Consider the following 22,683-nt stretch of genomic DNA (forward strand, 5'->3'; position numbering starts at 1 on the left):
AACTGTAGCGGAAGAATATGCGGTGGATTTTTAGTATCTTATTGCCAGCTAAAGCCTTCAACCAGCTCCCAAATTTATGAAAACCTATCCAAAGCAACAGTATGCGCCAGCGCTGTACCTGCTCCTCGTTTTCCTGCTGGCTCCTTTTATTTCATCAGCACAAAACAGGCCAAAGGTTTTTGTGATGGAGATAGAGTCTGAGATAGACCCGCGCACCAACCGCTACTCTGAGATAGCCTTCGACGCAGCCACGGCGGCCGGCGCAGACCATGTGCTGCTGGTGCTGGACACGTTTGGCGGCGCCCTGAACGATGCCGACGAGATACGGAAGCGCATCCTGAATTACCCGAAACCGGTTTACGTGTTCATCGACAACAACGCGGCCTCCGCGGGCGCGCTCATCTCCCTTGCCTGCGACAGCATCTATATGTCGCCGGGCTCCAACATTGGCGCTGCCACCGTGGTGGGAGCCGACGGGGCCGCCGCTCCGGGAAAATACCAGAGCTATATGCGCTCCATCATGCGCTCCACGGCAGAAGCGAACGGGCGTGACCCACATATGGCCGAGGCGATGGTGGAAGCCAGCGTGGACAGCACGCTCTCTGCCGGGCAGGTGCTGACGCTGACGACCTCAGAAGCCCTGAAATATGATTTTTGTGACGGCGTGGCCGAAGACGTGGAGGGAGTGCTGGCGGAACTGAACCTGCAGAATGCCGAGATCATTCGCTTCGAGCCCAGCGCCACCGACACCATCATCTCCTTTTTCCTGAACCCCTTCATCAGCGGCATCCTGCTGCTGATCATCATCGGCGGGCTCTATTTCGAGCTGCAGACGCCGGGCATCGGCTTCCCGTTGTTTGCCGCTGTGCTGGCGGGCATCCTCTACCTCGTGCCTTACTACCTGAGCGGGCTGGCGGAAAACTGGGAAATCCTTATGTTCGTGGCAGGTTTCATCCTGATCATGCTAGAGGTGTTCGTCATCCCCGGATTTGGCATTACGGGCATCAGCGGCATTCTGCTGGTGCTCTGCTCGCTGGTACTGATGATGGTGAACAACTACAACTTTGACTTCACGTTCGTGCCCTCCGACCAGCTCCTGAAAAGCCTTATCTCCGTCGTGGCGGGCGTGGCGGGTGCGGGCATGGCGATTGCCTTCGCCTGGAACCGCCTGGCGAACAGCAAAGCGATGGATGGTGTGGTGCTCCGGAACAGCTTCCACAGCAAGGAGGGGTATCGTTCGGCTAACTCTGCGGATCACCTGGTGGGCAAAACGGGGCTGGCGCACACCCGCATGACTCCCTCCGGCCGCGTGATGATAGATGACACAATTTACGACGCCCAGGCCCGCGACGGCTACATAGAGAAAGGCGAAGCCGTGCAGGTAATAGACCAGAGCACTTTTTCGCTGCGCGTAAAGAAGGTAAGCTAAAGGGCCATATATAAGTTACGCCCGGAAAGCATTAGGGAAGCCGGTACACAAGAGCAACGCCGCCCGCTCCCTCGAAATAGAAAGGCGTTATGCCCAACTGCTGCCTTTCCTTCAGGGCGCCAGCAATCTTGCGCTGCAAAAAGGGATATACCAGGTAAGCCACCTCAGCCGAGAGTATGCCTATGCCTGCCCCGGCCAGCACGTCGGAGAGCCAGTGCCGGTCGTTGAGAATGCGAAGGGCACCGGTAGCGGTAGCAAAAGAATAGCCTGCCACACTGTACCAGACACTCCTGCCCCCATACTCGTGGTGGAAAAAAGTGGCATAGGCAAACGCGGTGCTGGTATGGGCCGACGGAAAAGCATCGTCATTGTGGCCGTCAGGGCGGTTTACCCGAGTCAGGGTTTTGAGGTTGTTGGTCAGTGTCCTGTTCAGGAAGTAGGTCATCCCGAGCAGCACGGCCTGTTCCGTGAAATGGTGCCTGCCCTCTACTCCCGAAATATTAAGCCCTACTGCCAGCAGCACCGGCGCAAATGCAGTATGGTCATCCAGGGTAGTATTGAAATCGGGGAAATTGCGCTGCACCGCACTCCGGAGCCCCCGGCTTCCCTCAAAAAGGCCTTCATCGTCCATGTGGGTGACGCCCCACCCGATGAGAAGGCTTGGCACGATGGCTTTGCGCACAAGCGGCGGCACACTCCTGTACGCTCTGGTCACGAACGAACTGGAGTCGGCCTGTGGCAGCGGCACCGCCAGTGCAACACTATCGGCGGCCAGCGTTTTTTGTTGTTGCGCCCAGCCCTGAAACGCACATAACAAGAAGATAAGAGGGAGTATGGTTGCCTGCATATAAGTTGTCATTAGCTTATAATCATTTGCTTCTAAAGCAATCTTACCTCCTGATTTTGAAGAAAAGCTGTAGTAACCTATATGCCTGAAAGGCGCGGACTATTTCATTTTAATATAACCTGAAAACACTTTATATGTACAACCGCCTTCTGCTTGCCCCGCTGCTGTTTTTTGCTGCTTGCCAGTCCGCAGCCACACACGAAACCGGCCATGAAACGGCCACCGCCACCCTGCTCTGGACGGGCGAGGTAGCGGCAGACGGCTGCGGCTTTGAGGTGCTGATAGACGGGAAGAAATACCTGCCGGAAAACGAAGACGCCATCGATGCGGCCTACAAGCAACAGGACAGCACGCAGGTGCAACTGGAGTATGTACTGCTGCCGGAGCCCATCGACCGGCGGTGCGGCATGCTGCCACAGCCCAGGGTGATGGAGGCCATACGGATAGTGTCCATCGCGCAGCCATAAAGTAAGTGTCGCAGAGCAGGCGCATGCAACCTATTAGTCAGAACCAGCCTCTTCCATATATAACCTATACCAGATGCCAAGCCTGTCTCTCCTGCGCCTTTCAATGCTGTTGTCCCTGCTGCTGCTTGCCTCCTGCGGCAAGGACGGGGAAGAAACCTTCACCACAGAAATAGTAGAGGCCACCCTTGTGTGGACGGGCGACTATGCTGTGGACGGCTGCGGCTATATCCTGTATATAGGCGGCGTACAACACAAGCCCACCAATGAGCAGCACATCCCGGACAGTTACAAATCCGCCTCTTCCACGGAGGTAGAGGCACGCATCCTCATGTATGGCAAAAAAGTGAATGCGTGCATGTCGGGCGCCAGTATGAACAGCATCAAGGTAGTATCCCTGCGCGCGCTGTGAGGAATACATAGAAGTTAAAGGCCGCCCGCGTGTCAGGTATGCAGGCACAGGATTTTTGTGTTGCTCCCAGCGCATTGTCAATAATTCAGGAATGGAGATACTTCCAGGGATGGCGGGGATTGATTTCGTCTGGATATATGGTATATATAGCATCACCCCACACCTGCTATATATGGCGGAAGCCAGAGGGGTACTTTCATCTACAGCGATCAGTGCATTTCATTGCTACACTCGGAATTCGCAATTAGTAACGTATATTTGAGACAGCAGCCTGGAGGCGCTGCAGCAAACAGAAAGAATAACTATGGACGCTATAGGCATCATTCCGGCACGCTACGCCAGCACCCGCTTTCCCGGCAAACCCCTGACCAACATCCAGGGCAAGAGCATGATCCAGCGGGTATATGAGCAGGCAAAGCAGGCCGACCTGGCAGACGTGCTGGTAGCCACCGACGATGAGCGCATACGGGAGCATGTGGAAAGCTTTGGAGGAAAGGCGGTGATGACGGCCACGCACCACCAGAGCGGCACCGACCGCTGCTTCGAGGCCTATAAACTGCACGACGTGCCGTACGAGTATATCATCAACATCCAGGGAGACGAGCCCTTCATACGGCCGGAGCAGATAAACCTGGTGGCCTCCTGTTTCTCAAAACCGCAGACACAACTGGCAACGCTCATCAAGAAGATACATACCCCGGAAGAGCTTTTTAACGTGAACGCACCCAAGGTCGTCATCAACCAGGCCAGCGAAGCCCTTTACTTTAGCCGCCAGCCCATTCCCTACTGCCGCAATGTGCCGAACGATATATGGCCCCGGCAGCACACCTATTACAAGCACATCGGCATATATGGCTACCGGGCAGACATCCTGGAGCAGATTACGCAGTTGCCGCCATCCGCGCTGGAACTGGCGGAGTCGCTGGAGCAGCTGCGCTGGCTTGAAAACGGCTTCCGCATCACCACCGCCCTTACCGAGTTCGAGACTATCGGCATCGACACCCCCGAAGACCTGCTCAAAGTGCTGCCCCACCTTATATAATTACGACTTCCGAATTACGAATGAAAACAAATCCTATAATTCGGAATTCGTAATTAAATCATCCTCCCGCTTTTTTGGCTTTGTAGCCAGCGGCCTGCAACACCTGCAGGGCTTTGTCGCGGAAGTCGCCCTGTATCAGGATTTCCCCATCCTTGGCGGAGCCGCCTACGCCGCACTTGCTTTTCAGCATTTTACCCAGCTCTTTCAGGTCCTCGTCGGTGCCCACGAAGCCCGCGATAAGCGTCACCTGCTTGCCACCCCGTGCTTTCTTGTCGAGCATCACCTTCAGGTTCTGCTGCTGTGGCGGCAGGGTTTCGGCGGCGGGCTCCTGCTCGTACTCATAGTTAAAGTCAGAGCTAGTGGAGTATACCACTCCCTGCCGGCCCTTCTTGTTCTTGTCTTTCATACCAGGTTGATTTGAGGTGTAACTATTTTCAGCGACAGCGGCTGTATCTGCACGTCGAAGGCCGACGCTTTGCCCATATACTCGCCATCGGCATGAAACATCATCGGCTCCTCCGTCTCCACCTGTACGTGCGTGGTTTTGAAATACTCGGCGCTGTCGGCGTGGGCCAGTTGGTTGGTGAGCATGCTGTAGCTCAGGTTCAGGGCCTTGATGATGTCCAGTTTGCGCACCAGGCACACGTCCAGCAGACCATCCTGTATATCGGCCTCCGGGGCTATATAGGCGTTGTTGCCGTACTGGGCGGCGTTGGCAAAGGCCATCACGAAGCAATGGGTGTCTATCACTGCGCCGTTGATGCTTGCCTTCACGGGCAGGTGCCTGTAGTTGCGGACCTCCTTCATCACCAGTTCCACGTAGCTCTGCAGCCCCCGCTTTGTGCTGCCCGCAAACACCGAGCTGATATAGGCGTCGAAGCCGATGCCGGCCGTGGTGACGAACAGGTGCCCGTTGATGCTGCCGCTGTCGATGGTGGTGATGTGGCCCTGGTTAAGCACCCGCAGCGCCCCGTCGACCGCCATCGGCACTTGCAGGTGGCGCGCCAGTCCGTTGCCGGAGCCTCTGGGCAGAATGGCCAGTGCCGTTTCGGTGTGCAGCAGACCGCGCGCCACCTCATTCACAGTGCCGTCGCCCCCCACCGCCACTACCATGGCGCAGCCGCATCGGGCTGCCTCACCGGCCAGCTCAGGGGCGTGGCCGGCACGCTCGGTATAGACCACCTCATGGCTGAACTTCCCGTGGTCGAGGTGCGCCTGTATCTGCGCCGCCACGTCCTGTTTGTTTCTGGGGCCGGAGGTGGGGTTGATGATGAACCGGATATGGGGGCGTTTGCTCATAGTGCTCGGGTTGGGGCTATGCACAAAATTACCCATTCCGATGAAATAGTAAAGCACGAAGTGGCGTAGCACTTCGTGCTTTACTATTTCAAATTCCGAATTCCGAATTATATATGGGGATGAGCAAAAGCTATCAAAGATACCTGATAGCCAGAACCACTCCTCTTATATAGCTCCTGCCTCTGCGCTTACTTCAGTTGGAAAGTAAGCACGGGGATGGTGGTATGGTTCACCAGGTCTTCGGCGATGCTGCCGCTGAGCAGGTGCGCAAGGCCGGTCCGGCCGTGTGTCGCCATCATAATGAGGTCGGCGCGTATGTCCTGCGCAAACTGCAGAATGCCGTCTTCCTCAACAGTGTCGTTGTAGATGTTGATGCTGTAGTTCTGCAGGCCGTAACGCTTGGCCGCATCCTCCAGTTTCCGGTACAGGTTTCCGCTCGACTCAAAGGCGCCCGGGGTGTTAATATAGACGAGGTGAAGCCGCGCCCCGAACAGCTCCTGGAAAGTCTTGAAGCGCTGCATCGCCTGGCCCGCCTCCCGCTTAAAGTCGGAGGCCAGCACTATTTCCCGCACGTCAAATTCAGGCTGCCTGTTCTTCACCGTCAGCACGGGGCAATCGGCGGTACGCACCACTTTCTCGGTGTTAGATCCGATCAGAAACTCATCCAGGCCGCTGCTGCCCTTCGAGCCCATCACCACCAGGTCCACCGCGTCTTTCTGTATGGTGCGCTTTATCTTGTTGATAGGTTTGTCCACGTCCACTTCCTGCACCACCTCCACCCCATCGTGTGGCACTGCGCCAATCAGCTTTATCATCTGTTTCTTGGTTGCCTCCAGCAACTGCAGCACGTATACCTGCTGCATACCGTCCGGGGTATTAATGTCGCCTGTCGCGCTGAAGTCGGGAACATAGGGTGCTTCCACCACATGCAGCAGTTTGATGGCGGCGCCTGTGCGGCGGGCGATAGCCACGGCCACCTCAAAGGCATTACGTGCCTCCTCCGAAAAATCAGTGGGTACTAAAATTCTCTTCATCATAGTCGGTGCTTTAAAAGTTTTAGAAGCGTAATGTATACCGTTTTTCTTATATATGCGATGACATTAGTCAGTTAACATACGGCCTTCTCCACTATTTATATATAAAGCGAAAGCCCATCCTGTGCAGGGCGGGCTTTCGCTTTATATACAGGCAGATATGTGCTAAAGCCTTAGCTGATAAGAGCGATCAGGTCTGCGGCGCGGTTTGAGTAGCCAGCCTCGTTGTCGTACCAGCCGACAACTTTCACCAGTGTCCCGTTAGCCGACGTCATCTCAGCGTCGAAGATGCAGGAGTGTGTGTTGCCTACTATATCCACAGACACGATCGGCTCCTCAGTATACTCAAGGATACCCTTCATGCTGCTTTCAGAAGCCTCTTTCATGGCAGCGTTGATTTCCTCTTTCGTAACAGCCCTCTTTAGAACGCAGGTGAGGTCAGTCAGCGAGCCGGTTGGAATCGGAACGCGCATGGCCACACCATCCAGTTTGCCCTTCAGGTGAGGCAGCACCAGCCCCACCGCCTTGGCCGCGCCGGTAGAGGTAGGCACGATAGAAAGCGCGGCAGCACGGGCTCTGCGCAGGTCCTTGTGCGGGCCGTCCTGCAGGTTCTGGTCGGCAGTATAGGCGTGTACAGTAGTGATATAGCCTTTTTCGATGCCAAACTTGTCATCCAAAACCTTTGCCATGGGCGCGAGGCAGTTGGTAGTGCAAGAGGCGTTGGAAACTATTTTCTCCTCGCCGTTCAGTATATCCTGGTTCACGCCAAGCACCACTGTTTTCACGTCTCCCTTGGCAGGGGCTGAGATAACCACTTTGCGGGCACCCGCCTCCAGGTGAGCGCCGGCGCTGACATCATCCACGAAACGTCCCGTTGACTCCAGCACAACGTCTACGCCCAGCTTGCCCCAGGGCAGGTTCTTTGGGTCGCGCTCTGCCGTAATCTTTATTTCCTGGCCATTCACCACGATGCCTGAATCAGTGGCCTCTACGGTGCCATTGAACCTGCCGTGTGCAGAGTCATATTTGAGCAGGTGCGCCAGAGTTCTCGTGTCAGTAAGGTCGTTAATAGCCACTACCTCTACATTTTCCTTTTGAAGCAGCGCCCTAAATGTAAGTCTGCCGATACGGCCAAAACCGTTGATTGCAACTTTAATTTTAGACATGGTATCTTTTTTTATGTGTTTTGTTAATGCTGCGAAGTTACAATATACCCTATTGTAAAACCAGTATTTTTTTCTATACTGGTAGATAAGTGTTTACGTTTAAACTGAAAAAAAATACAGCCCAAAGTTTTGCAGCTTCTCAAAGAGCCGTATATTTGCACCGTCAATCAGGAAAACGAGCGACACAAACAAGGCCCGTTCGTCTAGGGGTTAGGACGCCAGATTTTCATTCTGGTAACAGGGGTTCGATTCCCCTACGGGCTACCAAGAGGGAAAAGTCAGTTTCAACACTGCTTTTCCCTCTCTCTTTTTGCCCCATTTTCTGTGAAATCTCGCTGGCAAGGCCGAAAAAAGAGTTGACGCGGGTGGTTCGATAAGCCTCTTTTTCACGGTCATACTGCACTCCTTCCGGGAACACCAACGCTTGCAGCCTTCTCCGCTTGGAAGCATCTGAGTTTCGCCATGACAATGAGAGGGTTAGCATCATTTTCAGGCCTTTTTCAAGCAGCATTTGATGGTTCGATAAGGGTCCCGATAACTTTTCGATACTTGCCTCTACTTCGCGCTCCTCTACCTTCAGCTCTCCGCCGAACTTCTGAAATATTTCCCGCTCAATCTCCCCGTAAGCATAGCGTCGCTCCAGCGTCTCATATCGCTTTTTCAATTCTGACAGCTGCAGCTTCAGCCTTTTCTCCTCCTGCTCGTGGTCCTGGCTCAGGCGTTTGAACACCTGCGACATCATCTCCTGCACCTGCGGCAAGAGGATAGGGTCCACCTGGTACTCCTGCAGCAGGTCTTCATACAGCTCGTGCATCTTGCCCGCATTGCGGTTCAGGCAGCAGCCTTTGGTGTTGCACTTGTAGTAGTGGATGCCCTTCTTCTTCATCTCGTAGCCCGTGAGCGGCTTTTGGCAGCTGCCGCACCTGATGTGGTGGCGCAATGGCAGCTGTTCGTCCTCCTTCACCTGGGTGTAGCCGTGGGCGTTCTGCGCCTGCAGCCCGTTCACCCGCAGGAATGTATCCCTGGACACCAGCGGCTCGTGCCTGCCTTCTATTACCTCGCCCTCCTCCAGCAGGCCGTGGGTGATGAGGCCGCAGTAAAACGGGTTGCGGAAGATCTTGGTCAGCGTCTGGTTGTAGAGCGCGAGGCCCTGCGCCTTTAGCCGCTGGATGATGTCGGTGTTGGAGAGGCCCTGCTCCGCCTTCAGCTGAAAGGCCAGGCGTATCAGCTTGCCCTGTTTGTTGGCCTTTATCACCTGCTCGCCGTTCACCTTCAGCTGGTCATAGCCCATGGGGGCCTTGCCCACCAGGTAGCCTTTCCTCACTTTGGCCTCCATACCGGCCACGCACTTCTCCCGCCGCTGGTCGTTGTCGAACTGGGAGAAAAGGAACTGGATGTTCTGCTGCAGCTTGCCTGAGGCCGTCATCGTGTCCACCGGCTGGGTGACGGCCACCACCGCGATGCCCAGCTGCGAGAGCTGGTCTGTGATGTAGATGGCGTTGGAGCCCGAGCGGGAGAAGCGGTCGTGGGAGTAGACGATGATGTAGCCCACGCGCAGGCGGCTCTTCCTCACAAAGTCGAGCATGAGCTGGAAGTGCTTCCGCTCGTCGTTCTTGGCGCTCTCGTAGGTGCCCCCGAAGGTCTGCGCCACCTCGTAGCCGTGGCGCTCGGCGTAGAGGCGGCAGCGCTCCAGCTGCGTCTCCAGGCTCTGGTTGGTCTCGGCCTGCTCCTTGGTGGAGACGCGGGTGTAGATGACGGCCACCTTGCCCCGGGCAGCGGCCTTGCTTTTCTTTTTTCCGATCTGCTGCGGTCGTGCGAAGATGCTCAGCTCGTTGCCCGCTGTTGCTCCCGTGTTGCTGGCCGTTGCTCTCGTGTTGTCGCCTGTTGCTTTCTTGTTGCTGGCTGTTGCTCTCGTGTTGCTCATCGTTGCTTTTATGTTGCGCTGGCGTTGCGCTTTTGTTGCCGCGACGTTGCCCGGTGTTGCTCTCGTGTTGCTGGCTGTTGTGCTGCAATTGCCCTTTGCGCCTGCTTTGTCTTTTTTCATCGTCTTATGACCTGTTGCCACTGTTTATACTGCTTTTCACTCGTTCATCGCCTGGTTTACCCTCCCAGGACAGCATCTCGTACACCAGGCAGGAGAGGCGGAGCATCTGCTCCACCATGTCCCCCGCCTCCGTCTCAGTCAGGCCGGTGTAGCCCGGCGTGGCCAGGAGCTTTGCCACATGGTACAGCCGTAGTTGCTCATCCTGCTTTACTTTCTGGTAGAGCCCCTCTTCCTCCACTGGCGTTTGGGAGCCTTCTGCCTGTACTAACTGCTTTCGTGATGCTTGTTGCTTTTGATTTTGCTTTACATTTTGTCTTTGGGTTTTGTGATTTACATTCACGGAGATTATAAGAATATCCGCACTTGTCTGAGTTCTTCAGTTAGAATGCCAATTGAGTGAATGTCCTGAGTGCTTCAGTGACTTTTAATTGACCACTAAATGCAGAAGAGTGGGAATACAGCGTAGGGAGGATTAGAGCCTTGTTCGTTGGGCTTCCTCAAAGGTGAGCTGTGTTCCGTTCTGCGTTTTCATGGTGATGGTGCTGTAATCGCGGGTGCCTAGAATCTGGGCGATTTCTTTCTTCTGCTTGTCCGAGAGCTGCTTGTCTACTTTCGTGATCAAGTCAGCCCTGCGTTTGTTGCCCTTTTTGGAGAACTTAATGGTCAGTTCCTTTACATCGCCGTTGCGCATGGCCCTTAGCACCTCATTCTCTTCCCTTGTCAGGATAGGGATCTTTGCTATGAACTGCGCTTTTGTCTCATCGTTGAGGAACTGGAAGAAATAATGGCTGAGCGGGAGGGTGATGTGGGGCTCGCTCAGGTCAGGCTTGCTTTTGATCTCATACTCGCTCCAGACAACTACCCTGCTATCGGTAAAGATGTAGATATAGGTGTTGGAGCGATAAAGAAAATGTGCCAGCACGATCAGGGAGAAGCGATAGGGAATGAAAGTGTTTCCTCGCTTCATGTTCTCCAAGATTTCTGCAAACTCCCCATCCGTCAGGGGCCGTTGAGCTTCTTTTTCCACGTTTCTTCTCAGCTCCGCCTCATCACTATCGCTATATTCCACGCCCGCCATGAAGTCCTCCTCAAAGAGATAGTCCTTTACAGCGGCAATGGTCTCTAAGGGAAGGCCAAAGACCCGAAGGTCTTTCACGATCTGCAGCCAGAGGTACTGGATAAAATCAAAATACAGCTTCTTGCCGTCCTCTTCTGAATCGGGGACAATGCCCAGGCTGCGCCAGTTGTTGTGCACCCGTGAAGTAACGCCCGCGTCTTTGAGTGTGAACTGCCTGTAGCGCAGGTTCTCCAGCAGCTCCATGGCATAGTCGGAAGTACACTCTTCAACCGGGATGTCTAATGCAAGATATCTTTCTTCCATGTTAAATTAATTTTACTCAAATGTAAAGGAATTAAATATATTCTGTATACTTGCACCGTAATTAATTTTAACCTAACGTCAAATATGAACCCGGCAACCCTATGATATGAATAGGCCCGAGGTTCCCCCTTCAAAATGTATAAGTGACCATCCACAAAGATGCACAGGCCATGGGAATGGCCTTGCATGAACCCCGCTCCACCTCCAGGAGCGGAGGCAGTAAAACCAAAGGCTGCCCTGAATCATTTTTTCACCCTCAACCGGAGCTGCCAGGCGCAGACGATTTATTAACAGATTCTAACACCCTACAGGTGTTGCAGGAGTACTTCCCCCATTTCAGGAAGCTCCGCGCTGTTTTCCGGACCCAGCACTCCACGCGGGTAAACATCTACCCCTACAAAGGGATTTACCTGGTCAAGGACTTCACCGGAAAGGAATTCGGTGATGACACAGCCCGCAATGCGCTCCAGGTAATCCAGTTTTACCACAACTGCGATTTCAAGGAGGCGCTTGCTATTTTAGCCGCCAGGCTTGGCTATACCTCCACTGGGACACAGTCTCCACAACGAAGCCCAGTCCCGCGCCCGCCTGTCCCAGTTGGGACAGAGAAAGAGACAGAGGCGGCGCAGGTAAGCGCCGCGCTTTGGGACAGGGTAACACAGGATTTCAGATCAAACTTTCACCGCTTCGCCCTGTCCCAGGGCGTGACAGAAGCGCACCTGAAGAAATGGCACGTTGGCTCCTCCTCCGGAGGCAGCGCCATACTTACTGTCTTTGGCCACCGGGACACGGGCGGAGCCTATGTCAACCTGAAGCACTTTGCCTATACGCCCAGCGGCAGCAGAGACAAGGAAAGGAAGCCCTTCTACCTCAAGAACCCAGCCGGTAAAAAATACGGGCAGTGCCTCTACGGCATCCACCTCCTGCGGGAAGGCGTGCCGGTCGTGCTGGTGGAGTCAGAGAAGACGGCTGTACTGGCCAGCTTCTTTTACCCCCAGTTCGACTTTGTCTCCACTGGCGGGGCTTCTTCCTTAAGCAAAGAGAAGGCAGAGGCGCTGAAAGGCAAATCCGGCTACGTGTTGGTGGATGCAGACAGCACCGGCCGCTCGCTGGGCACCTACCGGATGCTGAAGAAGCACCAGCTTGACTTTACCCCGGTGGATCTGTTCCCTCTTCGCGCGGATGGCTACGACCTGGCGGATGCGTTGCGGGACGGGCTGCGGCCAGATATCACAGAGTGGCGCTTCCAACTGAGGCCAGAAGCCAAAGGGCCTGACTACACGCTGCATGTGAACCGCTACATCGGGGAGCAGGCTGCATCGCTTGTCAATTACATTCAGCAGCACGGCAAGGTCTTGCTCAAAGCCAGAACGGGAACAGGCAAGACCACATTCGCCCTGGAAGAACTGGCACGTCGCGTTCGTGGCCGCGTCATCATCCTGGAGCCGCTGACTGTCATCGTGGATGCCATTGCCAGGAGCAGGTACGGGGAGATAGCCGTCATCAAGCAGGGAGCCACGCACGAGGATGTGCAAACGGCCCTGCACAGCAAGATAACCGTCTGCACCTATGACAGCTTTGCCAAAATGCCCCCTGCTGCGGATGATGATTTGATTATCTGTGACGAGGTGCATGAGCTTCTCTCCGGGTATGGCATGCCTGACAAGCGCTCCAAGTACGAGTACCTCTTCAGGCAACTGCTGGCGGCAAGAAACGTGCTTTGCATCTCGGCTACGCCTCCGGAGTTTTTGCGGGAATACGGCTTCAAGTACGTGGAGGTAAAGGCGGGGCAGTCAAACAAGCTGCTGCTTACCCCCATCACCTACAAAGGCAAGATTCAGCACGAGCTTGCCAGGCTGCTTCCCACGCTGGACTTTGCTGGCTACCAGTATCTGATCCGGCTCAACAACCTAAAGCACATCGAGCAGATAGTTGGGAGTTTCAAAGGACTTGCAGCCGGGCAGATAGCGGTGCTGAGTTCTGGTTCGAAGGGCGTGGCCGGGAGCGTGTACCAGGCTATAACTGAAACGAAGCATATTCCGGAAAACGTCCGCCTCATCTTCACCACATCCCTCATCGACTGTGGCGTGGACATCTATAACCAGCACCTGCGGGTGATAGTGGCAGAGCATGAGAACGAGCACCTGAGCCTTTCCAACACCCTGCAGTTCATGGCCCGTGCCCGCAGGATTCCCCTGTTGCCGGTGACGGTGTACAAGCAGGAGCGAAAAGGAAGAGACTTTGACGGCGAGGCCGCCTATCGGGACATCCTGGAGTTTGCGCAACAGGAACGTCTCTTTCTGAACACTCTCAGCGACCGGTACCAGGAGCTGACCCCCTACCTTCCCACCGGCTCCTATGCCTACAGGGAGACGGCCAAGTACTGCAGATACGAGGCGGCAACGAAGCGCTATGAGGTAAACAGGCTGCTCATTCACTTTGAAGTGGAGCAGGCAGCCATCCGGAGCACGGCAACAGCCGGTTTCTTCAGCCAGCTGGCAGCGCAAGGGCATATCGTGATGCAGGATTCCCGGCAGGTGAAGGTGGAAAAGACACCGGAGTCAGAGGAGCTTGACAAGGCAGCCAACGCCGCCAGGCAACTAATCGAAGAAGAGGCCCTGGCGCTCCTGGAAAAAGGCTGTCCCACCACCACCTACACCGCGCTGCATCACGCCACCAGAGACCTGGAGCTGCGCAAGCAGATTGTGCGGCTAGGCTACGATGTGCGGGTAAACGAGGAGGCAAGCCAGCTGCAGGAAGCACACCAATACCTGTTTACCAGCAAACCAGCGCTGGTAGTCCTCAAAAACTACCTTAAGCTGCAGGAAAGGGGCACTGTCCCTGAAGAGATAGTGTCCCTGATGCGCGAGCACAAGGGAGCCCGCAAGTTCGGCGACCTGCTCAACAGGATGGACACCTATGGCAGGATAAAGCACTACGGGCGCCTTTCTCCTGCCGATAAACGGGACGTGGAGCGGATAATGCGACACAAGCAGGCAATAGCGGACAAGGTTACCGAATCAACTTCTATTAATAATAAAATAGGCAATCGGGTAACCGCCGGCACCATTACCGCCGTGGTGAACAGCGACCGCGCCCTTGCCATAAAGCTCTCCAAGGACAAGGCCATGCAGCTCTTTCACCTTCTCTTTGAAGCTGACACGGTCGTCGTCAAGGAAAACGGCAGGGCAGTGAAGTATTTCGGTGTTGTGGCCGATAAAACCAGGGCCATACTGGCTGACGGCATTGCTGCCGGGGCAGCTGTGGCCGCATGAACTTAAAACCAATTTCTAACCAACAATCAATTTTCAGCACCCATGAAACAAGAGAATTTATTTGCCCAAGTGCAGCAGCTGCACGAAAGAGGCTATTCCATCAGAAGTATTGCCGGGTTAACAGGCATCAGCAAGTCCAGCGTAGGCAGAATGGTAAAGGAAATACAGGGTTTAGGCCCTGGGACAGCAGCAGGGACGCGTCCCGCGCCTGTCCCGGATAGGGCTGGGGCTCCCGGTGGGACAGTTGCAGCGGCTGTCCCAAAGGCATCCAGGGACATCTACGGTACTTTAGAAAATGATGATTTCAACACTGTGGTACTTAAACGACTGCTGGAAAAGCAGGAAAACCCTTATATAAGGAATGTCTTGAGGAGTCAATATATGGTAAATCTATATGAAAGCTATCAAGATTTATTAAGCTGTATGCTCTATTTACTGACAGAGGGCTTCAAAAAGGAGGAGCTGGCGCACTCGCAAATAAAATGGATGCATCAGGAGGTAAAGCATTTTATGGATTGCAGCATACGTGTCTGCTCGTATTGCGGTGCAAGTTACAGGGAGCTTTTCATTGCCCATGTGTTGGAAAAAATCAGCAGTTTCCTGGAACAGCAGCCGGAATTTGAGTCTACTGTACGAGGGCTAAAGTTAAGTGCAACTGCTGATTTAGAGCTGTTTATAATGAAAGTTCAGTATCTTGACATCTGTACCCCCGGGATTATGAGATGCTATACATTAATGATTTGAATGAATTGCAACAATAATTTTGGCTGATTACTTTACAAACAGTAAAGTAGGCAACAGCAGGGGCTACCATATTGGTAGCCCCTGCTGTTTTAGCGTAATACAGCCCATAAACATTTCAAAATTTAAGCACAATGACCAGAAAGCAAGAAGAACTTTAGAATTTAGCTTAGATTTCTGAGGGATTCCGGCCTTGGGACAGCAGCTTGGACGCATCACGTGCCTGACCCAGATAATGTTGGGACACCGGGACAGCTTCAGCATGCGTCCCAGAGACAGGTCAGCATAATAGAAGCTTACTGCCGATTGAAAAGTTGAAAGCTGTGTCTGGCTCTGGTCCTGCAAACGTAGTGGCTACACATTCTTCATTAGGTGCGCCCGTGCTACTTACCACTTCTTTCTCAGCTTCGTGCACTACTTCTATTTGCTGCTTTGAAGCGCAATCAGTGAAAAGTAAGAAGAGAAGTAAGTACAAGTTCTTCATAATTCTAATTGCAGGTAAACGGCCGCGTGCTTAAGATGCCGAAGCGTTAGCGAGGTAACTTAAGCATTGTGTTGTACTTTGTAGTTCTTAATAAATACCTGTTGTTTTAGTACCCCAGCCTTTGTCAAGCTCTTTACAGAACTCAATAGAGTGAGGCTTTAACTTTCTTGTGAACCTTACTATTGGGAAGTTTCTTTCGCCATCACTATTGGTGATGTTTTCCAGAAATTCATACTTGACTGCCCAACGTACTTTATCATTTCCTTCTATCAGCATTTGTTCTGCAAAGTCAGCAAGCTTAGTTACATCTTCTTCTGTTCCGCTTTTTATTTTATCAAAGGCAAGTGAGGAGAATTGAGCCATTTCTAAACCAAATTCATACTCGTTGTCTCCCCAAAAACCCCTGTGTTTTTCAAGCTTGTCCTTGAACTCAGGAAAAAGCTTTAGCATAATCTTTATACTATCTTGTTCGCTTATCACTCCTGTTTTTCTATGATTTCTATAAAGTACAACGGTTTGGCTATGGCGCGTTTTATTGCGCTATAGCTTTTGTTGTGCGATCGTTTACTTTATTTCCACTGGCTTCATTTTATACGCTCTTTCGCTGTCCTCCAAATCCATTTGATAAACCCTAATACCCTTGGCTCTTGCGATTCTGATTAAAGATCGTTTGTTCTCATCAGATATTTTATGGCCCAAATAGATTTCTTTTGGTTTGATATTTGGGAAATGGGTATGGTCGGGTTTCTGTTCATCGAGATTATTGCCGGTTTGTCGGATTATTCTCCATTCCTTTTCATAAGCCCAATCATTTGATTTGAAAAGTAAAGATTTGTAATAAAACAGCTTATCGTAGAAAGGATATGGAAATTTTAAACCCAAATGACGAAAGAAGTCATCCATAAAATGAAATTCAACATAGTATGTAGCATCATACCTTTTGTCAGAATAGAGTACAGGAAATATCTTATTATCAACGAATAGGCTACCCATTGTTTTTCCTTGTCCTATGTCTATAATATACATTGATTTAAAATCATAATTCAAAGCGAATCCAGTATGATTTGCGCTGTAATGAGTCCACATTAGGGTTATGTCTACTTTTTCGCTGAAACAGGCAACTAAGGAGGCTTCTTTAATGCTCTTTTTTGCTAAGTCGGTTATTAAGTCAATCCGGTATTTATGATATCTGTTTTGAATTTCTATATGTTCAGGGGCTAAAAGGATGGGAGAGCCATTATGAGTTGCATTTTTGAGTATTCTATTAACGAAGTCTTGCCCAAACCACTCTTCCACTTGTTTTCTATATTTAGTGCTCTTCAACAGTTTTTCTATATGCTCAAAACTATATTCAGGACTTACACTTTTTAGTTTGTTTAAAATTTTTTTCTTATCAACAAACAGAAGCGAGTCATGAGGATCATTAAAGGTTAATGGTTTCGAAAGCCAAAGTTGATCATTTTCAAATGCAGAAATATGGTTTTCCGTACAACTCCTGTAGCGAAAGAGACTACTAGGGGTTATTTTTTTGCAATACCCAAAGAGATCAGAAACAATCTTGCATTCCGCTTTCTGTTCCATATCATCAGGAATTTCAATTCCCATGATATATTGTTCAAACTTGTTTCGGATATCTTTCATTTTATCAATGCTGCACAACGGTTGGGCTAAAGCACGCCTTGGTGAGCTTTAGCTTGGGTTAGGCTTTGTGGTTTTTGACTCTAAATATTTTTCGAAGTTGAACTGTCCAGAATTGACTGCCTCTACAAATTGCCTGAGGCTGTTGCTAAGTAGCTCAATTTCATAAGGGTCATGTATCAAGCCGAAGACTTTACCATCGCCGTCAATACAGAGATAGTTTCCATCTTCTAAATCCTTTATCTGGTAGTAGGCCTTTCCGTTCACTTCGATTTCGGAGAGGTCTTCGAGGTCAAGCTGCTCGGATTTTAGATTTCCTACAATTTTGGCCAGCTTATCATTTTGGATAAGTACTTCCTTCAGTTGTGACACATCAATCTGGTAGCCTTTTAACTTGGTGATGTCCTTCTCGAATGCAAACCCACAGAACAAACCATCAGACACTATAAAGCTAAAATCATAAGAGTTTCCACCTTCTGTAATCTTTATATTTTTTACCTCAAACCCAATCCCTTTTATCATTGAACGGTCTGCTTGTGCCGGGTCAAAGCCGATGGAATAATGGTTTGCTGGCATGGAGTAGTTGACAGAGTATCTTCTATATAATCCCTTAGTCAATCCCTCTAATAAGAAACCATATCGCTGTGGAAGTTGAGAAAACAGGTAATGGAAGAAAGCCAGTGATTTTCCTTCAATTTTCCAGCTTGTTTTCTTAAAGAGTCCAAACATTATAAATTTCTATAGAGCCTAACGGTTTGTACAGCCTAAGCCCGCAGCGTAGCAAGGGTTAAGGCTGTACAAACCGTTAGGCTTTGTTTTTTTACAATTCTATCAAATCATAAGATTCTGAAAAATAGAAGTCAATGTTTTTTTCTTCCCAAAAGAAACCATCCGTAAAATCTCTAAAACCAAACCAATTGTCAATGGCCGCAATTATTAGGTTCTTATCTTTAGTTTGAAGCCTAATTCCGACATCAACAACATTACCATATTCTTCCAAAAAGTGAATTCCATTTGAAAGGCTGGGTTTCACCATTATTTCCTCTTCAGTGGAAAATCCTGAAGAAATTAGATTCTCAATAGTTTTGTTAGTTGCTTCGCTACCAAAATTTACTGTTATATACTCCTTATCAATCTGGCCCCAATAAATAATAGTTTTTAGGATTTGAATTCTATCTATAGTAATGTAATCGGCAATAATTCTGTCGGAATCATTTAGTATTAACTTTTCACTGATTAGCTCTGGTCTGGTGAATTTAATTTCTTGGCTTCCTGACTTGCTAATTCCATTCTCCAATTCCATAGAAAACAAAATGTAGTAAGTCCCAAAGTCAAGGATATAATAAGTGAAATTATAAATTACTCTTTCTGCCGTTTTACCAATTAGTTGTTTTAAGATTTGCCTTTCAGCTTCGGAGTATTCTAATCTTTTCATTAATCATTTCTTAACTTTAAATTATGCCTAACGTACTGGGCTAAGGCACGCTTCAGTGTGCTTTAGGTGTGGTTGGTAGTAGGAATTATAATGTCAACCAGCAGTGGATATCTGATTACATTATAAATATTTTATCAATTGAGCCTTTACGGTTATTCCATCACCGGCTCCTTTGATGTCTTCTGTGGTTAAATCATAAAAGATTACAGCATCGGCTCCAACCGATTTAGCCTTTGTAATCATTTCTTTTTTTATAATTTCTGGATCATATTCTATAAACTTATCGTTTGTCATTCTCCCAATTACCTTGTATTCTTTCTTTACTTCTTTTACATCATAATAGAGATCAACTGAAGTTGAAGGCTGATAAGATTCGCCCAAATAATGGATGATAGGTCCGCTACATGAGGTATGTATCAAACAAATCAATATACCAATTGTAATTAAAAGCAAATTTCTATTCTTCATGGAAATTTTAATAATATTCTTATTACTACCAACGGCCTCGTGTAAAAAGCGTTGACATCCCAAAGGGTGGCAATGGTTTTTATACCTTGTTAGCAGTTGTTTTTATTCTGTTGTTTGTTTGTCTGTATTGCTTCATTTCGTTTCTTCATTTCCTCTTGCCATAGTTCACTTTGTATTTCTCCCCAAGTTTTTATATTTAAATGCCTTTTTACCGAAAACTCACATAAATTTCCAATCCAGTCGTTGTATATGTGAAAAGGTTTAGAGTCTTCTTTGTACTCTGAAAAATGATTCCAAAAATCATTTGGTAGCAGTTCTTTAGCAGTTAAAATAAGGACTGGATTTGTTGGCCGGTGCCCAATGCCAGTTCTAAAATGATTCACAACTTTTAGGATTTCTGCTTTTTCATACTCTGTTAACTCGTTATTTAGTGTTGCAAATGTCAAAATTGAATTAGGAAATTCAGTTCCTAATTCAATCATTCTGTCAGCATCGTTAGATGTGAAGTTTTTGTATGTTTTACATTCGCAAAAAATCAAATCAGGCGGAATACTGTCTCTGTGCTTTTCTTGAAGCATAACAGCAAGATCAACTTCTTTTATTTTTTTATTTTTTTCAAGTTCAAAACCAATAAGTGCAGACATATTTCCTGAAGTGTCGGCAAATTCATGGTTAAACAATTTAAGAGTTAAAAATACAGTTATAACACCACCAACTTTATTGTTCTTGCTGAAAGGCCCAATTCCACGGTAAGCCCATTTTATTTCGGTTGGTTGATGCATTGGCAGACTAAAGTTATTTCTGCAAATAGCACAAGTCATTGTTTCTGTTAACTCGGACGGAAGGTAAAAAGAGTGCTGATGGCAAACTTCACACTGTAGAATTGACCCAAATTCAATTATCTTATTTTCTATTATTCTTTTAATGTAAGAGTTGACTTGTTCATTATTATTAATCTTCAAACTTTTTTTTATTTCTCCAACTAATTGAGGATGATAAACGGTTTTACCGTCCTCAATCAACGCAAGTATATTAAGTGAAGCTTTGTTTTGTAAAAAATACGAACCTTGTATACCACCAATATTTTTTAATACTTCATTTGCTAAACGACCATTTGAGGTTTCGTTTAGTTTATTTCCGCTCTTGGAAAAATAGACTTTAAAAAAATCTTTAGCTTTTGGAATAAAGAAACGCACCTCATCATCCTCCCGTCTAGCATAGTGACTTAAACCTGTTTTAGATAATCGCCATTTATTTCGACCAAAAGAATGGGTCAATCTTATCCAGTCAATTGTTTCTATGCCATATATCAGCCCTGCATCGTTTAAATATTCATCAAAATAACTAAACGTGAGGTTTACTTTATGTGAAGCTATAAGATTATAATTGTATTTAAGTTTGAATGGTAAGTGGTCGGTTGCGAATTTCACATGATTTTCTTGGACTTCTACTTGCAAATAAGATGAATTAATTTGTGTTTTCCCGCAGAGAACTTTGTCAGCTTCTAATACAGACCTTTCCCCAGACCAAAATCTGGGAAACCAGCCTTGAAATGCAAAATTCAGATTACCCCCAATTTTTTTCTGTACTTCCTGAAGCTTTTGCTCAATCTTTTGTATTTGTTCAGGTGTTATTGTGGCGCTGAATTGATAATTTATCAGTGAGAAACTTTCGGAATTATTTAATTTAGACGCACTAAACCTTTCTATAAATCCACTAAAATATAGATTATCTAATTGGCTAAGCGGTATTGGAACAATACTCCAGCCTAGAGCTCTTAGATTCCAATAATTAATAAGGTCGTTTAACCTTGCTTCGTTTAGAAAATAAATACCTTCGCCCTTAAACCAATGTCTTTCAGGAAATGAGTTTATTTCTTCTATATTAATATCTAACGAGCTAATATTTTCATTTGGAAAATGGTCAGCAATGTTGTCAAAAGTTATTTCGGGCTGTTCGAAATATGAATAGGAGTTTAACTGATTACCTATTTCTTTTTGAAAGCTATCTACAAAACAACCAATAAAAGACTTTAAAAATAATCCCGAATTTTGTGTATCGGGAAGCAAAAGCTTTAAATTATCATTCCTTACAAACTTAAACTCTGTTTCAATGATGTGAGAAATTAGTTGAGGAACGATTATTCCATATTGAATTTCTCCTTTTTCTGTATTAGAAAGAAAGTCTTCAATTGTTAGTAAAGTTCTGTCACCAATTAATGTCTTAATGTATTCTACATCCAAAGAACTGTCATAAAGAATAAGATCGGGATCAAAATTTTCTATTGTGTTTTGGTAGTAATCTAAAGCATCATATTCTATTGCATATTCATTTTTAAATTCGTTCGGTAAAACTGAATGAAGTGGTAAAATTGGGCTGAAAATTCCTCCCCAATATGAAAATGCAATTTTGACTGCTCGTTCAAATTTGCTCTCAGAATTAGGCTCAATTAGAAAAAAAAATTTTATTGGTGATACTGTCTGATTTACGCCTATTGTCATTTCTTATTTTCGTATTGTTAATTGTGTTATTAGCTTGTGTTAAAATAGCTGCTAACGTGCTTGTACAGCCGAAGCCTGAAGCGTAGCGAGGGTTAGGGCTGTATCTTGTTACCTGCTTTTATTTTTCTTCCGAGTTTACTTTAATATGATTCAGCACTCTCTCATGGATTTGATGGATGATAAAATCACTCCAAGGTCGCCAATATAGTGCAGGCTTAATATTATGGTAGTACCAAGTTGTCCCTTCTAATTTTGTCTGTCCGTTGGGTAGTGCTGTCAGTTTGAACTGCCCCTGTTTAGATACAAAATAATCGTGCAAGTGAGGTGCGTTAATATCCCAGAAGCTAATCTCTTTCATTGGCTCAGGCTGTTCTACTACGTCAAATTTTAGTAGCCTTGGCTCATCCCATACCGTTACGGGTTCTACAAAGCTGCCTGTTGTAAAATTGCAATGGCGAACTGCGCCAACACCACTGCCTTCAATCCTTGCGTTGATAGGATAGGCTATACCTGTTTTAAAAATAAATTCAGTTGGCTCATCAAGTTCTGGAAACTCAATTACATTTTTCCAGACAGTCTCTGGAGAAGCATTGATTACAATTGAAGTAACGACAGAAGAAAGGTGAGGCTCTTGTTCCTTTTCTATGAAGGCCATAGTCGGAATTGAGGCCATGACTATTAGAATTATCGGTGCTGAGCTATTCGGAGCTTTAGAGATAATTTCATGCCCGAAAAAGCTACCCATCCATGTAAGTAGTACAGCTATTGGAGCCGCCATTGCAATGCAAATTAGACCTTCTATCGCGAAGGCCATTAGCCCTAAACTAAAGATTATAAGAGTCAGAAAGGCAATGTTTCGTGATTCCTTGTATGTTACAGTTCTGTTGTATCCGAATAATATTGTTGAAGCTAAACCTATGAGCAATGGAGTTAAAATGAAAAGAGCAATTCCATATTCCCCAATCCCATAGATTCCCCAAACAGTCAATGGTCCAGCCAACAGAATAGTTAAGGCTACAGAAA

23 protein-coding genes and 1 tRNA gene are annotated in these 22,683 nt (G+C 48.3%); 9 read left to right on the forward strand and 15 right to left on the reverse strand.

Going from position 1 to position 22,683, the window contains the following annotated elements; translation table 11 throughout:
• Window positions 1-76 precede the first annotated feature (76 nt).
• Complete coding sequence (locus GSQ62_RS04130) at window positions 77-1,429, forward strand: NfeD family protein (protein WP_161888336.1); 1,353 nt, start codon at window positions 77-79, stop codon at window positions 1,427-1,429.
• A 31-nt stretch (window positions 1,430-1,460) separates the two neighbouring features.
• Here GSQ62_RS04130 and GSQ62_RS04135 read toward each other — a convergent pair whose 3' ends face one another.
• The gene (locus tag GSQ62_RS04135; RefSeq protein ID WP_161888337.1) at window positions 1,461-2,276 is read right to left on the reverse strand and encodes a phosphatase PAP2 family protein; all 816 of its coding nucleotides are present in this window, start codon (window positions 2,274-2,276) and stop codon (window positions 1,461-1,463) included.
• A gap of 134 nt (window positions 2,277-2,410) precedes the next feature.
• On the opposite strand from GSQ62_RS04135, the gene GSQ62_RS04140 reads away from it, so the two are divergent.
• The 3 genes from GSQ62_RS04140 to kdsB all read left to right on the forward strand — a co-directional run bounded on the left by GSQ62_RS04140 (window position 2,411) and on the right by kdsB (window position 4,194).
• The gene (locus GSQ62_RS04140; protein ID WP_161888338.1) at window positions 2,411-2,743 is read left to right on the forward strand and encodes a hypothetical protein; all 333 of its coding nucleotides are present in this window, start codon (window positions 2,411-2,413) and stop codon (window positions 2,741-2,743) included.
• A 73-nt stretch (window positions 2,744-2,816) separates the two neighbouring features.
• On the forward strand, window positions 2,817-3,152 hold the full coding sequence (locus tag GSQ62_RS04145) for a hypothetical protein (protein WP_161888339.1): 336 nt from the start codon (window positions 2,817-2,819) through the stop codon (window positions 3,150-3,152).
• Between the two features lie 304 nt (window positions 3,153-3,456).
• Window positions 3,457-4,194, forward strand: a complete 738-nt coding sequence (kdsB, locus tag GSQ62_RS04150; protein WP_161888340.1) for a 3-deoxy-manno-octulosonate cytidylyltransferase — start codon at window positions 3,457-3,459, stop codon at window positions 4,192-4,194.
• A 58-nt stretch (window positions 4,195-4,252) separates the two neighbouring features.
• Here kdsB and GSQ62_RS04155 read toward each other — a convergent pair whose 3' ends face one another.
• The 4 genes from GSQ62_RS04155 to gap form a co-directional block, all read right to left on the reverse strand.
• Complete coding sequence (locus tag GSQ62_RS04155; RefSeq protein WP_161888341.1) at window positions 4,253-4,600, reverse strand: translation initiation factor; 348 nt, start codon at window positions 4,598-4,600, stop codon at window positions 4,253-4,255.
• Entirely contained in the window at window positions 4,597-5,493 is an 897-nt protein-coding gene (locus tag GSQ62_RS04160; RefSeq protein WP_161888342.1) for a diacylglycerol/lipid kinase family protein, read from the reverse strand. Before GSQ62_RS04160 ends, GSQ62_RS04155 begins: the two co-directional genes overlap by 4 nt.
• A 188-nt stretch (window positions 5,494-5,681) precedes the next feature.
• Entirely contained in the window at window positions 5,682-6,530 is an 849-nt protein-coding gene (locus GSQ62_RS04165) for a universal stress protein (protein ID WP_161888343.1), read from the reverse strand.
• Between the two features lie 170 nt (window positions 6,531-6,700).
• Entirely contained in the window at window positions 6,701-7,693 is a 993-nt protein-coding gene (gap, locus tag GSQ62_RS04170; RefSeq protein ID WP_161888344.1) for a type I glyceraldehyde-3-phosphate dehydrogenase, read from the reverse strand.
• Window positions 7,694-7,885: 192 nt separating this feature from the next.
• Here gap and GSQ62_RS04175 point away from each other — a divergent pair.
• Window positions 7,886-7,960: transfer RNA gene (locus GSQ62_RS04175), tRNA-Glu, on the forward strand.
• Here the strand turns inward: GSQ62_RS04175 and GSQ62_RS21125 are convergent.
• Window positions 7,920-9,455, reverse strand: coding sequence for a recombinase family protein (locus tag GSQ62_RS21125; RefSeq protein WP_394351352.1), 1,536 nt, complete (start codon window positions 9,453-9,455; stop codon window positions 7,920-7,922). The genes GSQ62_RS04175 and GSQ62_RS21125 overlap by 41 nt on opposite strands.
• On the opposite strand from GSQ62_RS21125, the gene GSQ62_RS04185 reads away from it, so the two are divergent.
• Window positions 9,445-9,747, forward strand: a complete 303-nt coding sequence (locus tag GSQ62_RS04185; RefSeq protein ID WP_161888345.1) for a hypothetical protein — start codon at window positions 9,445-9,447, stop codon at window positions 9,745-9,747. The two genes, GSQ62_RS21125 and GSQ62_RS04185, sit on opposite strands and share 11 nt — an antisense overlap.
• On the opposite strand, the gene GSQ62_RS04190 is transcribed toward GSQ62_RS04185, so the two are convergent.
• Together GSQ62_RS04190 and GSQ62_RS04195 are read right to left on the reverse strand one after the other, a co-directional pair.
• Window positions 9,742-10,077: a hypothetical protein gene (locus tag GSQ62_RS04190; RefSeq protein ID WP_161888346.1), complete on the reverse strand. Its 336-nt coding sequence runs from the start codon at window positions 10,075-10,077 to the stop codon at window positions 9,742-9,744. The genes GSQ62_RS04185 and GSQ62_RS04190 overlap by 6 nt on opposite strands.
• A 132-nt stretch (window positions 10,078-10,209) precedes the next feature.
• Window positions 10,210-11,118, reverse strand: a complete 909-nt coding sequence (locus tag GSQ62_RS04195) for a hypothetical protein (protein WP_161888347.1) — start codon at window positions 11,116-11,118, stop codon at window positions 10,210-10,212.
• A 143-nt stretch (window positions 11,119-11,261) separates the two neighbouring features.
• On the opposite strand from GSQ62_RS04195, the gene GSQ62_RS04200 reads away from it, so the two are divergent.
• Together GSQ62_RS04200 and GSQ62_RS04205 are read left to right on the forward strand one after the other, a co-directional pair.
• Window positions 11,262-14,393 (forward strand): DUF6371 domain-containing protein, encoded by a 3,132-nt coding sequence (locus tag GSQ62_RS04200; protein ID WP_161888348.1) that lies wholly within the window; start codon window positions 11,262-11,264, stop codon window positions 14,391-14,393.
• Between the two features lie 42 nt (window positions 14,394-14,435).
• Window positions 14,436-15,137 (forward strand): hypothetical protein, encoded by a 702-nt coding sequence (locus tag GSQ62_RS04205; RefSeq protein ID WP_161888349.1) that lies wholly within the window; start codon window positions 14,436-14,438, stop codon window positions 15,135-15,137.
• Between the two features lie 568 nt (window positions 15,138-15,705).
• Here GSQ62_RS04205 and GSQ62_RS04210 read toward each other — a convergent pair.
• The 7 genes from GSQ62_RS04210 to GSQ62_RS20780 form a co-directional block, all read right to left on the reverse strand.
• Window positions 15,706-16,068: a DUF7674 family protein gene (locus tag GSQ62_RS04210; RefSeq protein ID WP_161888350.1), complete on the reverse strand. Its 363-nt coding sequence runs from the start codon at window positions 16,066-16,068 to the stop codon at window positions 15,706-15,708.
• A gap of 114 nt (window positions 16,069-16,182) precedes the next feature.
• Window positions 16,183-17,259: a DUF2971 domain-containing protein gene (locus tag GSQ62_RS04215; RefSeq protein ID WP_161888351.1), complete on the reverse strand. Its 1,077-nt coding sequence runs from the start codon at window positions 17,257-17,259 to the stop codon at window positions 16,183-16,185.
• Between the two features lie 48 nt (window positions 17,260-17,307).
• Entirely contained in the window at window positions 17,308-17,985 is a 678-nt protein-coding gene (locus tag GSQ62_RS04220) for a hypothetical protein (protein ID WP_161888352.1), read from the reverse strand.
• A 91-nt stretch (window positions 17,986-18,076) separates the two neighbouring features.
• On the reverse strand, window positions 18,077-18,691 hold the full coding sequence (locus tag GSQ62_RS04225; protein ID WP_161888353.1) for a hypothetical protein: 615 nt from the start codon (window positions 18,689-18,691) through the stop codon (window positions 18,077-18,079).
• Between the two features lie 120 nt (window positions 18,692-18,811).
• Window positions 18,812-19,159, reverse strand: a complete 348-nt coding sequence (locus tag GSQ62_RS04230) for a hypothetical protein (protein ID WP_161888354.1) — start codon at window positions 19,157-19,159, stop codon at window positions 18,812-18,814.
• Window positions 19,160-19,248: 89 nt separating this feature from the next.
• Window positions 19,249-21,660 carry a hypothetical protein gene (locus GSQ62_RS04235; protein ID WP_161888355.1) on the reverse strand — a complete coding sequence of 804 codons (2,412 nt, stop codon included), beginning with the start codon at window positions 21,658-21,660 and terminating at the stop codon, window positions 19,249-19,251.
• A 118-nt stretch (window positions 21,661-21,778) separates the two neighbouring features.
• Complete coding sequence (locus GSQ62_RS20780; protein WP_237586968.1) at window positions 21,779-22,315, reverse strand: SRPBCC family protein; 537 nt, start codon at window positions 22,313-22,315, stop codon at window positions 21,779-21,781.
• Between GSQ62_RS20780 and GSQ62_RS20785 the strand changes: the two genes are divergently transcribed.
• Window positions 22,305-22,631, forward strand: a complete 327-nt coding sequence (locus tag GSQ62_RS20785; protein WP_237586973.1) for a hypothetical protein — start codon at window positions 22,305-22,307, stop codon at window positions 22,629-22,631. The genes GSQ62_RS20780 and GSQ62_RS20785 overlap by 11 nt on opposite strands.
• The last annotated feature ends 52 nt before the right edge of the window (window positions 22,632-22,683 follow it).

This window comes from Pontibacter russatus, from assembly GCF_009931655.1.
In the GTDB taxonomy this organism is placed as follows: Bacteria; Bacteroidota; Bacteroidia; order Cytophagales; family Hymenobacteraceae; genus Pontibacter; species Pontibacter russatus.

What these genes read in the sequence shown, in the direction of transcription:
- GSQ62_RS04185 (WP_161888345.1), top strand. Translation starts at nt 9,445, where the DNA reads ATGACGGCCACCTTGCCCCGGGCAGCGGCCTTGCTTTTCTTTTTTCCG.
- GSQ62_RS04225 (WP_161888353.1), bottom strand. Translation starts at nt 18,691, where the DNA reads ATGAAAAGATTAGAATACTCCGAAGCTGAAAGGCAAATCTTAAAACAA.
- GSQ62_RS04235 (WP_161888355.1), bottom strand. Translation starts at nt 21,660, where the DNA reads ATGACAATAGGCGTAAATCAGACAGTATCACCAATAAAATTTTTTTTT.
- GSQ62_RS04210 (WP_161888350.1), bottom strand. Translation starts at nt 16,068, where the DNA reads ATGCTAAAGCTTTTTCCTGAGTTCAAGGACAAGCTTGAAAAACACAGG.
- GSQ62_RS04220 (WP_161888352.1), bottom strand. Translation starts at nt 17,985, where the DNA reads ATGTTTGGACTCTTTAAGAAAACAAGCTGGAAAATTGAAGGAAAATCA.
- kdsB (WP_161888340.1), top strand. Translation starts at nt 3,457, where the DNA reads ATGGACGCTATAGGCATCATTCCGGCACGCTACGCCAGCACCCGCTTT.
- GSQ62_RS04135 (WP_161888337.1), bottom strand. Translation starts at nt 2,276, where the DNA reads ATGCAGGCAACCATACTCCCTCTTATCTTCTTGTTATGTGCGTTTCAG.
- GSQ62_RS04205 (WP_161888349.1), top strand. Translation starts at nt 14,436, where the DNA reads ATGAAACAAGAGAATTTATTTGCCCAAGTGCAGCAGCTGCACGAAAGA.
- GSQ62_RS04215 (WP_161888351.1), bottom strand. Translation starts at nt 17,259, where the DNA reads ATGAAAGATATCCGAAACAAGTTTGAACAATATATCATGGGAATTGAA.
- GSQ62_RS04230 (WP_161888354.1), bottom strand. Translation starts at nt 19,159, where the DNA reads ATGAAGAATAGAAATTTGCTTTTAATTACAATTGGTATATTGATTTGT.
- GSQ62_RS04195 (WP_161888347.1), bottom strand. Translation starts at nt 11,118, where the DNA reads ATGGAAGAAAGATATCTTGCATTAGACATCCCGGTTGAAGAGTGTACT.
- GSQ62_RS04165 (WP_161888343.1), bottom strand. Translation starts at nt 6,530, where the DNA reads ATGATGAAGAGAATTTTAGTACCCACTGATTTTTCGGAGGAGGCACGT.
- GSQ62_RS04160 (WP_161888342.1), bottom strand. Translation starts at nt 5,493, where the DNA reads ATGAGCAAACGCCCCCATATCCGGTTCATCATCAACCCCACCTCCGGC.
- GSQ62_RS04130 (WP_161888336.1), top strand. Translation starts at nt 77, where the DNA reads ATGAAAACCTATCCAAAGCAACAGTATGCGCCAGCGCTGTACCTGCTC.
- GSQ62_RS20780 (WP_237586968.1), bottom strand. Translation starts at nt 22,315, where the DNA reads ATGGCCTTCATAGAAAAGGAACAAGAGCCTCACCTTTCTTCTGTCGTT.
- GSQ62_RS20785 (WP_237586973.1), top strand. Translation starts at nt 22,305, where the DNA reads ATGAAGGCCATAGTCGGAATTGAGGCCATGACTATTAGAATTATCGGT.
- GSQ62_RS04145 (WP_161888339.1), top strand. Translation starts at nt 2,817, where the DNA reads ATGCCAAGCCTGTCTCTCCTGCGCCTTTCAATGCTGTTGTCCCTGCTG.
- GSQ62_RS04140 (WP_161888338.1), top strand. Translation starts at nt 2,411, where the DNA reads ATGTACAACCGCCTTCTGCTTGCCCCGCTGCTGTTTTTTGCTGCTTGC.
- GSQ62_RS04155 (WP_161888341.1), bottom strand. Translation starts at nt 4,600, where the DNA reads ATGAAAGACAAGAACAAGAAGGGCCGGCAGGGAGTGGTATACTCCACT.
- gap (WP_161888344.1), bottom strand. Translation starts at nt 7,693, where the DNA reads ATGTCTAAAATTAAAGTTGCAATCAACGGTTTTGGCCGTATCGGCAGA.